Source organism: Pseudonocardia tropica, assembly GCF_040105315.1.
In the GTDB taxonomy this organism is placed as follows: domain Bacteria; phylum Actinomycetota; class Actinomycetes; order Mycobacteriales; family Pseudonocardiaceae; genus Pseudonocardia; species Pseudonocardia alni.
This window is the reverse complement of sequence record NZ_JBEDNP010000039.1, coordinates 1-9,020: the sequence shown is the minus strand read 5'-3', so window position 1 is coordinate 9,020 and position 9,020 is coordinate 1. Positions and strand designations below refer to the sequence as shown.

Here is a 9,020-nt window from a genome sequence, read left to right as displayed (position 1 = left end):
ACCCTCCGCCCGATGTAGACGACGGATCTCGGCCCAGTCCTCCACCGACAACACCCCCTCAGCGTCGTCCAGAAGGGGTCAATCCCAATCCGACGTCAGGGGGTCAGTCTCAGCCCGTCGTCGACAGTCCCCGACCTCCGCTAACTGGACGAGTCGTTGTTGACCCGTTCAGCCGCTGCTTCGAAGGCGATCATGAGGGCGTTTCGACGCCTCATCACTCTTGATGACTGCCCCTCACCAATGAGCTGACGCCCGGGACACAGGCCAGACCGACCATGAGGCGATGGCCCTTGCTAGCCGGTAGTGTCCCCACCTGGTCGCGCTCCCCCCGCAGCCGTCATCGATCCACGACGTCCACAGGGGGGGCCATGTCCGACACGCGCGAGCCGATGCCGCTGCACCGCGCCCAAGCCATCCTGCGAGGCCACGCGGGAGTGACGACCCCCGAAGACCGGCGGACCGCCGCGCTCGTCGTCCTGCGGGAAATGGAGCAGCTCCAGCTGGTGGACGTACTGGCTCGCCGATTCGTCGAAGCGACAGACGTCGACACCCGCGAACGCGCACTACGGCGACTCCGCGAGACCTTCAAGCGGTCCTGACCTTGGACTCGGAGGGCCGGCCGTCGTGAGCGCAGGTCACGCCTCGGAGGCAGGCCGCTTCTCGTCCCACGGCGTGGGCATGTTCTGCAGTTCCTCGCTGAGGGCCAGGATCCGCGAGCGCTTCGCGGACCACGCCCACATTGCGGCGCCGGCTAGGACGACGAAGAACAGCCAGCCCATGGCGGTCAGGCTGGCCATGATGAGTCCTGCGATGAACCCGAGCACCAGGATCTGGTTGGCGCGCTGGCGTGCTTCGGTCTCGCCGGTCTCGCGGACCTGCTGGACGTGGAGGACATGGTCGGCCTCGGCGCGCTGCTGCGGGGTCATGGCGGCGCGGCGCATGACCTCGGCGCGCTCGTGGAGCTCGTTGGCTCGCGCCAGCTCGCGCTGGATGCGGAAGTTCGCCCGTCTGCCCACGATCAGTCCTCACCCCGGTCGGCGCGTGGCGGTTCCCGCGCGTCTCATCTGGCCTGTCGGTGTCTTGAGATCGACCGTTCCGAGCTGTCTGCCCGGATCATCACTTCTGATGAAGACGGGAGATAGGTGAAGGCGTGCGGTGGTCCGTCTACTGAGGCACGGGGACACGACACACCGGGTCCGATGAACCCGTCTCACGAGTGATCGTCTCGTCGGCGACTCGCTGGCCGTCACCGTCGAACACCTCGCACCGAAGTTGCGTTGGTCGACTGATCTCGCGCACGGCGGCGTCCACCTGTGCGGTGAGTAGAGAGCCTGGCGGGCATGTCACTCGAGTGTCGAGCAGCTGAGCCCCGAGCGCAGCGGACTCGCTCCGCCACTGCGCGTCCTGAAAGCCCTGATAGCGGGTCTCCGGGTCCATGGAACCATCGCAGGACCAGTGCAGGAACAGCTGGCCGTCCGAGCTCATGTTGCTCGATGGCTCGGTGACAAGGATGCGGTACTCCGGTGGGGCGGATGAGCATCCGCCGAGGGCGAGCGCGGCAGCGAGAACGGCGACGACGGTGCGGCGAGGAAGCACGCTCGCTGTACCGGATCACAGTCGCTGGTCGTTACCGGCAGTACCTGTTCCTGATGATCTAACCGGTCGGCGGTGGGAGGGGCGCTCCGTCCGATGCCGCTGGTCATCCGAACGCCCCCAGAACTGCCCGCGAGTGGAGGAGCTGGGTCTTCTCACCCGCGCCGTCGGCGGTGAACGCTTCGAGGAGCTTGTCGAGGCGGTCGAGCATGTCGGGGCCGTAGCCGGACGACAGCAGGTCGCCGCGCATCCCGTGCAGCGCGGCGGTCTGCGCGCGCAGCTCGGCGACGAGGGTGGCCGGGTCCCCGCCCCGGATGGTCGTGGTGGCTGCGGCGGTCAGGTCCGCCACCGGCGACGACACGACGCCCGAGGGGCGGTCGCGGCGGCCGCACCGGAGATGATCCGCGTCCCGGACAGCGCTGCCACGGTCGACGAGGACAGCGGCGCGGCCGGGTCGACCGCCGACAGTGCGCCCGTACCCGGGCGGCCATCGCGTCGCGGCGGCGGTGACCTGCCCGGCCTGGTCACCGATACCGGTCACGAGGCGGGTCGCGATCTTCCCGCCGGAGATGAGCGGGTCACCCCGCCCCTACGGCGGGCCTTCCTCCGCCGGGGAGGATGTTCCGGTCGAAGGGCGTGGGGAGCGACCCGCAGCACCACGCGCACCGGCTGAACGCCCCGGCCGGCACCGTCCCCAGGACCGTCATCGGGTCACCTCGCGACGTGCTGCCTTCTGGGCGGCTCGGTCGGCGCGGGGGTCGACGCGGGTGTGCTTGGCGACGCGGATGTTCTCCACGGCGCCGCAGACCGCCAGCACGACGGCGACGAGTGCGGCCGCCGCGATGACGGCGAGGATGACAACGGCGACGGAGCTCATGGAGCTAAGCGTCGTCGAGGCGTCGCGCGAAGAGCGGGTGTTCCTCGGGGCTCAAGTGCGGTCGGCTGCGGTGCGCGGCTGGGTGCGGAGGACACCCGCGGCAGCTTCCAGTCGGTCAGCACCCGGCCCGGCCGGCGGCAAGGGGTAGAGCGTCCCTTGCCCCCGACCGAACCGCGCGCAGATCAACAGCTGCCGCCGCTCCGGCCCAAAGAACGGGTAGAAGAGCAGCTCAGGCGGCGCAATGACCGCCGAGTCGGCGCCAGTGGTCGACGAGCTCCTGCTGGGCAGGCGCTTCAAGAGCTTCAGCGAGCTTTCGATCAGAGTCCTCGGCAGCTCGCTCCATGCTGGCCCGCACCTTCACGTCCAGGGCGGCACCGGTCTGGATCGTCCCCGGGAACATGCGGTCGAGTTCCTGCATGACCGGAGTGGCATACAACTCCGCACGAGCCTGATCGCCGTCGACCTGCAGCTGACGCATCTCGGCGGCGCGGCCGAGCTCAGCGAGGTCAATCGCAGCCACCGCGATGCCTGTGGTGGTTGCAACGCCGTACCGGACCGCGAGGCGTAGGAAGTCGTCGCTCAGCGGCCTCTCTGCGGGCAACCAATCCAAGCGGTCGAGATCCGCCTCAGGGTGCTGCTTGGCGAGCCCGATCGTCCGATGGGTGATGTCGCACCAGGTGACGGGGTTCGGCGGGGTGATGCGGTAGAGCACAGCGCAGTCCTCTCGATGAAGGATGGTGGCTACTTGACGCAGACGGTCCGTTCGGCGGCGTCGACGATCGCAGCGGCCTGATCGGTGGTCACCGTGTAGGTGCCACCGGAGAACCGCTCGACAGCCTGGTCGACGACCTGGTCACGGGGCCGGCCGTCGCCGAGCGAGTCGCAGGTGGTCCCGCCGCGTCGGGCGAGCCGCTCCGGGGTGTCCGCCAGCGGCGGCGCGATGCTGGCGACCTGGTCCACGAAGGATTGCTCGGCCGAGCTGAGGCCAGCCGGCTGCGACGAGGTGCTCGGAGAGGGCGCGGGCTGCTCAGCGCCACCGCAACCGGCGAGCAGCACCAGGAACGCGAGTGGGACGAGTCGGACGAAGCGGTTCACCTGGGCATCCTGGCGGTCCGCGTGGCCGCCTGTGAGGGGCGGGGGAGGTGCCGTCGCAGCCGGCGCCGCTGGACCTACCTGCCCGCCCGCTCGGCCGACTGCCGCTGGCCCGCTGGCAACCCCTCCCATCAGGGGCGGGAGTCCTGCGTCTTCACGGTATCGACTGTCCCCGCCCGTCGGGCCCGTCCCCGCCCGACACGACGTGGAGGTCGACGACGCGGCCGTCCGGGTCGGTGCGCAGCTCACGGCCGGTCGGCTGGTCGAAGCCCGTGAGAACGGTGATGCCGAGCCGGAGTCGCCCGGTGGTCCGGTCGGGCTTGCCTGGGTAGAGCTCAAGCACGAGCCCGCCGGGCATCGTCGTCGAGTAGTGCACCGGGCCAGCGCCGTGCTGCTCCTCAACCAGGCGCAGGCCCAGGGCGGTGTAGAACTCGCGGCAGGCTTCTAATACTGCAACGGCGTTTTGTCAGGCTGGTGGGCGTTGGCCGCGGCGGCGGTAGTGGCAGGTCCGGGCCTGGTGCTGGCGTCGTCGGCGCCAGGTGGACCAGGCGAGTGTGCTGGCCAGGCAGGCGGCTGGGGTGAGGATGAGGGTGGCGAGCAGACGCCGTATCTCGTTGCCGCTCAGCGGGATCAGGCCGGTCCGCTCGGCTGGAGATCCCCCTTTTCGGCCTCCTGTGCGCGGGTGACGGACAGGTAGGCGGCGGCGAGCATGGCCAGTGTGATGTGGGCGTACCAGGCTCGGTAGGAGCGGACTTGGTAGTGGTCGAGGCCGGCTTCGTTCTTGGAGGTCTGGAAGCATTCCTCGATCGCCCAGCGTGCGCCGGCGACGCGGACCAGCTCGCGCAGCGGCGTGGCCGCGGGGGCGGCGCAGCGGTAGAACGCCAGCTCCCGGGTGGTCTTGCCCTGCCCGGGTTCGGTCTGGCGGCGCACGAGCAGCCAGTGTCCCCAGCCGTGGGGTAGGCCGGCCGGGTCGAGGGCGACGGTGGTCCAGTCATAGATCCGCTCTCCGTGCGCGCCCGCGCCGACCTGGCGCCGTTCCCACCCGCTGCGGCCGGTGTCGGGGTCGCGGGCGCCGGCGATCGTGGCGAGGACCTTGGCCTGGCGGCGATGCCCGTCCGGGCTGGTCAGGACGTCGTCGTTGCGAGTGGCCAGCACGAACGGAATCTCCCGGTCGGCCAGCCAGGTGCGGAAGGTCGGATTCTGTCCGTAGATCTCGTCGGCGGTCACCCACGAGCGGGGTGTGAGGGCCCCGCAGGCGTGGGCGCGGTCGAGCATCGCCAGCCCGAGCTGGGGTTTCGTGGCGAACCCGACCTCATCGGGCACGTCGGCTCTGGCGCAGCGGTCCCGGTCCTCGGTCCACGAGGTCGGCAGGTAGAGCTCGCGGTCGATCAGCGCCCGCCCCTTCGAGCTGGCATAGGCCAGGAACACCCCGAGCTGACAGTTGTCGACCTTGCCGCTGGTACCGGTGTACTGGCGTTGCACTCCCGCCGAACGCAGGCCCTTCTTGATGAACCCGGTCTCGTCGACCACGAACACCTCACTTGCGGGGTCGCCGAGGGCGTCGAGGACGTAGTCGCGCACGTCGTCGCGGACCCCGTCGACGTCCCAGTCAGCGGTGCGCAGCATCCGCTGCGTCCCGTCCGGCGAGACCGCCCCCGCATGCTCGGCCAGAGTCCACCCGTTCTTGCGCTCCAACCCGGCCAGCAGGCCGCGCACATACGCCCCGGCCCGCGCGCGGGGCTCACGACGGAAGAACCGCGGCCCGATCGACGCGATGACCTGGTCCAACGCCGCTACCCATCCAGCAAGATCCACCACCCGGCGATCATCACCGCCGAACCCGGATCAGCCTCTCACGACACGCCGAAACGCCGTTGCAGTACTAACTGCTCGGTGTAGATCACGACCAACGAGAGCCCACCAGGGGCGACGTCAGCATGGGTCAGGTCGCCGAGTGGCTGGTTCGGGTCGCTCATGATGGCTCCGGGCTGCTGGTCGGGGCTAGGTGACTCGGCGAATCGCTCAGCGCGTGGTCATGGGGACCCAACGTCGTTCTCCGTCGCGTGGGGGAGGAGGGGGCGCCCCCTCAAGCCGGTCGATGTCGATCCGCTCGTCTTGGCTGACCAGCGGGGCGATCTCGATCAGGTACCGGTCGCCAACCACGGTGCAGGCGCGCCATAGGTCCAAATATAGATCGGCTAATCCACTGAGATCCGGATTGCTCATGGGGGGCGACATTGCAAGAACTCGAGAGATTCTGGAGATGTGACAGTTCTCGACCGCTGCAATCGCTGCCGTCGTCGCGACGTCGAGCTGAGGGAAGAACGGTTGAAGTCGATTTCGCAGGGACGCGCTGTCTTCGATCTCGCTGTTCGTGAACTGGAGCCAATTAAACTTGGTGCCAGCCACATCGGTTTTGGGGGCGATGTCCATAGGGCGAACCCGCGACAGCAAGTCTTTGAGGTAGCGCTGGTCGGGACGTCTGGGCGGAGGAGGCGCACCGGTCTCTGCGGCCATGGCCTGCAAGATCTTGACCGCGGTCAAGCTGTAGTCCGCCAGCAGATGACCGGAGACTTCAGCAAACGAACGCTTGTCTCGGACCTTCGGCAGACGGATCACTAGCAGGTTAAAGAACCACGCCCCGATGAAGGAGAGGGCCAGAGCTGCGATGACATCGCCGAGCAGCGCGCCACCGGGGAACAGCTGCGGCACTGAACGCAGCAGTCGCTGCATGACGACGGTGACGACACAAGCGATGACGAGGGGGTCCAGCAGCAGATCGAACTTGTAGATCCGACGCCACGGACGAGCCTTCTTCTTGACGGTGATCATGCCTCCCAGCCGGTGCGAGCACTCCTCCCAGGACATCGCCGCCCCGGTTACGCCGTTAGGCCGATCAGCCGGTCCGCGATGTCAGATCATCAACCGTGATGACCCGGATGCCCGACTCGTAACAAGGGCCCGCCTGGCCCTGATACGACCGGCATACCGCCTGCGGCACAACCGCCGGCGCCACCGCCTAGGAAGGCACCACCGTGTCCGGGAAGTCGCTGCTCGCCTCGCTCGTCGTCATCGGCGCCCTGTTCGCCGCATGCAACAACGACGACGAGGAGGAGACGGCGGCCCCGACCACTGCGTCAGCTGCCCCGACTACGACGCAGTCCGCGCCCTCCTACGCGCGGGCTACGCCGGTCGCGGCACCTGCGGAGCCCGGCGAGCAGTTCACGGTTGCCGAGGTCATCGACGGCGACACCTTCACCACGACGGACGGGCGCACCATCAGACTCCTCGGGGTCGACTCCTGCGAGGTCGGCACCTACGGCGGAGACGCGGCCAAGTCCATCACCGAGAGCCAGCTGAGCAACCAGTACAACCAGCCGGTGGTCTTGGTCCAGGCACCCGGTGTCGACACCGACGGGCAGGGCCGCCACTTGCGCTACGTGAAGCTGGGGGATGAGCAGATCGACCTCGGCCTGTTCCTGGTCCCCTACGACTACACCGGAGTTGCTCAGGGGAAGAACCCTGCCCCGCAGAGCTACATCGACCAGCTCTACGGCAAGGATCTTGACCTCGCCGCGAACCCGCCTGCAGGTCGCGACTGCGGAGGTCCGACGACGAGCGGTGGCAGCAGCGACGTCGACGTGTACGTCGACACCGACGGCGGGAACTACAACATGCCCGACGGGGCACTCACCGGCGGGTACTGCGCACGCAAGTGGTGGTGCTGAGCGTCGGCGGCCCAGGGGCCGTGGGCCTGCCTTCGGAGTCCCGAGTGGCGGGCTCTGCACCGGATTGCGCCGAACGGTCGCGAACCGGGCGGGCCGCCGCACGTCGTGATTGACATGCGCCTCCAGCTCCATGCCCGCGCCCACCGGGCCACCGGCATCGCCGGTGTCCTCGCCGCCGTCGCATTGCTCACCGCATGCCAGGAAGCGCAGGCCAGTCAGCCGCCGCGGCCGACGATCCCGCCCCTGCCCACAATCGCGCTGCCCGCGCCGCCGACCGTGCCCGGCACCCGACCGAACACCGGCAACATCGTGCTGACCTGCACGCAGATCGGCACGTCGAAGCAGTATCTGTGCACGCAGAGCGGGACCGCCCCAGCGCCGCCGACGGCGAACCCGCCGGTCCCGCCGGTCACCACCCCGCCGGTCACCACCCCGCCGGTCACCACCCCGCCGGTCACGGCTCCGTCGGAAGGCAGCCCCGACCCAACCACGCCCCCGGTCACGACCGCACCGCCGACGACGCTCGCCCCGAAGCCGACCGACGAGGGCACCCCGGAGCCCACCGTGGCGCCGCCCGTGCCGACCAACACCAGCGCCGCCAGCTGACCGCGGAGCGCGCCCACCTGCGGTCCGATCCCTTTGACCGCCGGTGGGCGCGTGCCGCCGATCGTCGCCGCCTGCGGGCCGTGGCGGTGGCAGGCGCGCGGCGTGCTGGTCACCGCCCCCAGCAGCAGCGCACCGTGACCGGCATGACCAGCAGCGCCGACATGCAGGCGACCGTTTTCCGGACAAGGCATTGCGCATGCGGCTCGTCTAGATTCTGTCGGGCCGCCGTCCGGGAGGGCGGCGGCGCGGTGTCGAGGTGGCATCCCTTCGGGGACGGCGGGGCGGGCTCCTCTAGTTCAAGGCTTGGGTGCGGGCAGCGCCGGCTCAGACGGGCGACGCGTGACGTGGATACGTCGCCAGACCTGACATGTCCAACCGACGTGTTAGGTTCATCCGAGATTTTTAACGCGTGACGCGGATGAGTTGAAGGAGCTGACGCGTGTCCTGGAGCCCAGACGTTCCCTTCAACGATCTGCCCCCGCTGCCGCCGGCCGGACTCGACCTCGAGCCGAAGCCCGTGCTCAAGGCGACCATCGAAGCCCGAACAGCGCTGGCGACGCTCGCTCAGGCCGGCCAGTTGCTGCCCAATCCCAACATTCTGATCCATGCTGTCCCACTTCTCGAGGCGCAGGCTAGCTCCGAGATCGAGAACATCGTGACCACGGCCGATGAGCTGTTTAAGCACGCCGACTCTGGTGGGGGAGATCACGCCACCAAGGAAGCGCTGCGCTACCGGAGCGCGCTGTTCGCAGGGGTTGAGTCGATCAGGGGCCGGCCGCTCACGTCTGTGATTGCTGCTCGAATATGCTCCGAGCTGCAGGGCCGGGAGATGGCCGTTCGTGCGGTGCCCGGCACGCGCATCGCCAATCCGGCCACACGGGAGATCGTATATGCGCCACCCGAGGGCGCGGACCTCATTCGCGACAAGCTCTCGGCCTGGGAGCGCTTCGTCCACGCTGACGACGATCTCGATCCGCTTGTGCGTATGGCTGTGGGCCACTGAGCCTTTGCCAACCTGATCATCCGTTGGCGATCATGAGGGTCTGAACTGCGGCGACGAGCTCGGCGGCCCGGGCCGGGCAGGATCTGATCTTGCGCAGAACCTTCCAGTTCTTCAGCTCGGC

At 68.8% G+C, this 9,020-nt stretch carries 13 protein-coding genes; 5 read left to right on the top strand and 8 right to left on the bottom strand.

Annotated features, from left to right (window positions below):
- The first annotated feature begins 368 nt into the window (after positions 1–368).
- A complete protein-coding gene (locus WHI96_RS26885) occupies positions 369–599 on the top strand; it encodes a hypothetical protein (RefSeq protein WP_345651152.1) in 231 nt (76 codons plus the stop codon).
- A 36-nt stretch (positions 600–635) separates the two neighbouring features.
- Here WHI96_RS26885 and WHI96_RS26880 read toward each other — a convergent pair whose 3' ends face one another.
- The 5 genes from WHI96_RS26880 to WHI96_RS26860 form a co-directional block, all read right to left on the bottom strand.
- Positions 636–1,016: a hypothetical protein gene (locus WHI96_RS26880; protein ID WP_345651155.1), complete on the bottom strand. Its 381-nt coding sequence runs from the start codon at positions 1,014–1,016 to the stop codon at positions 636–638.
- Positions 1,017–1,699: 683 nt separating this feature from the next.
- On the bottom strand, positions 1,700–1,942 hold the full coding sequence (locus WHI96_RS26875; protein ID WP_345651158.1) for a hypothetical protein: 243 nt from the start codon (positions 1,940–1,942) through the stop codon (positions 1,700–1,702).
- 354 nt (positions 1,943–2,296) lie between these two features.
- Entirely contained in the window at positions 2,297–2,470 is a 174-nt protein-coding gene (locus tag WHI96_RS26870; protein WP_345651160.1) for a hypothetical protein, read from the bottom strand.
- A 229-nt stretch (positions 2,471–2,699) separates the two neighbouring features.
- Positions 2,700–3,182 (bottom strand): hypothetical protein, encoded by a 483-nt coding sequence (locus tag WHI96_RS26865; protein ID WP_345651163.1) that lies wholly within the window; start codon positions 3,180–3,182, stop codon positions 2,700–2,702.
- 29 nt (positions 3,183–3,211) lie between these two features.
- The gene (locus tag WHI96_RS26860) at positions 3,212–3,565 is read right to left on the bottom strand and encodes a DUF732 domain-containing protein (RefSeq protein WP_345651166.1); all 354 of its coding nucleotides are present in this window, start codon (positions 3,563–3,565) and stop codon (positions 3,212–3,214) included.
- Between the two features lie 202 nt (positions 3,566–3,767).
- Between WHI96_RS26860 and WHI96_RS26855 the strand changes: the two genes are divergently transcribed.
- Complete coding sequence (locus WHI96_RS26855; protein ID WP_345651168.1) at positions 3,768–4,010, top strand: hypothetical protein; 243 nt, start codon at positions 3,768–3,770, stop codon at positions 4,008–4,010.
- A gap of 182 nt (positions 4,011–4,192) precedes the next feature.
- On the opposite strand, the gene WHI96_RS26850 is transcribed toward WHI96_RS26855, so the two are convergent.
- Genes WHI96_RS26850 through WHI96_RS26840 form a run of 3 tightly spaced genes read right to left on the bottom strand, consistent with a single transcriptional unit; the run spans position 4,193 to position 6,394 of the window.
- On the bottom strand, positions 4,193–5,380 hold the full coding sequence (locus tag WHI96_RS26850; RefSeq protein WP_073578377.1) for an IS701 family transposase: 1,188 nt from the start codon (positions 5,378–5,380) through the stop codon (positions 4,193–4,195).
- Between the two features lie 35 nt (positions 5,381–5,415).
- Positions 5,416–5,538 carry a hypothetical protein gene (locus tag WHI96_RS26845; protein ID WP_345645306.1) on the bottom strand — a complete coding sequence of 41 codons (123 nt, stop codon included), beginning with the start codon at positions 5,536–5,538 and terminating at the stop codon, positions 5,416–5,418.
- A 46-nt stretch (positions 5,539–5,584) separates the two neighbouring features.
- On the bottom strand, positions 5,585–6,394 hold the full coding sequence (locus WHI96_RS26840) for a hypothetical protein (RefSeq protein WP_345645309.1): 810 nt from the start codon (positions 6,392–6,394) through the stop codon (positions 5,585–5,587).
- A 203-nt stretch (positions 6,395–6,597) separates the two neighbouring features.
- Here WHI96_RS26840 and WHI96_RS26835 point away from each other — a divergent pair, with 203 nt between their 5' ends.
- From WHI96_RS26835 to WHI96_RS26825, 3 genes are all read left to right on the top strand, one after another.
- Positions 6,598–7,290, top strand: coding sequence for a thermonuclease family protein (locus WHI96_RS26835; protein ID WP_345645312.1), 693 nt, complete (start codon positions 6,598–6,600; stop codon positions 7,288–7,290).
- Positions 7,291–7,404: 114 nt separating this feature from the next.
- Entirely contained in the window at positions 7,405–7,896 is a 492-nt protein-coding gene (locus WHI96_RS26830) for a hypothetical protein (RefSeq protein ID WP_349302482.1), read from the top strand.
- A 439-nt stretch (positions 7,897–8,335) separates the two neighbouring features.
- Positions 8,336–8,899 (top strand): Fic family protein, encoded by a 564-nt coding sequence (locus tag WHI96_RS26825; RefSeq protein ID WP_345645318.1) that lies wholly within the window; start codon positions 8,336–8,338, stop codon positions 8,897–8,899.
- Positions 8,900–9,020: the final 121 nt, after the last annotated feature.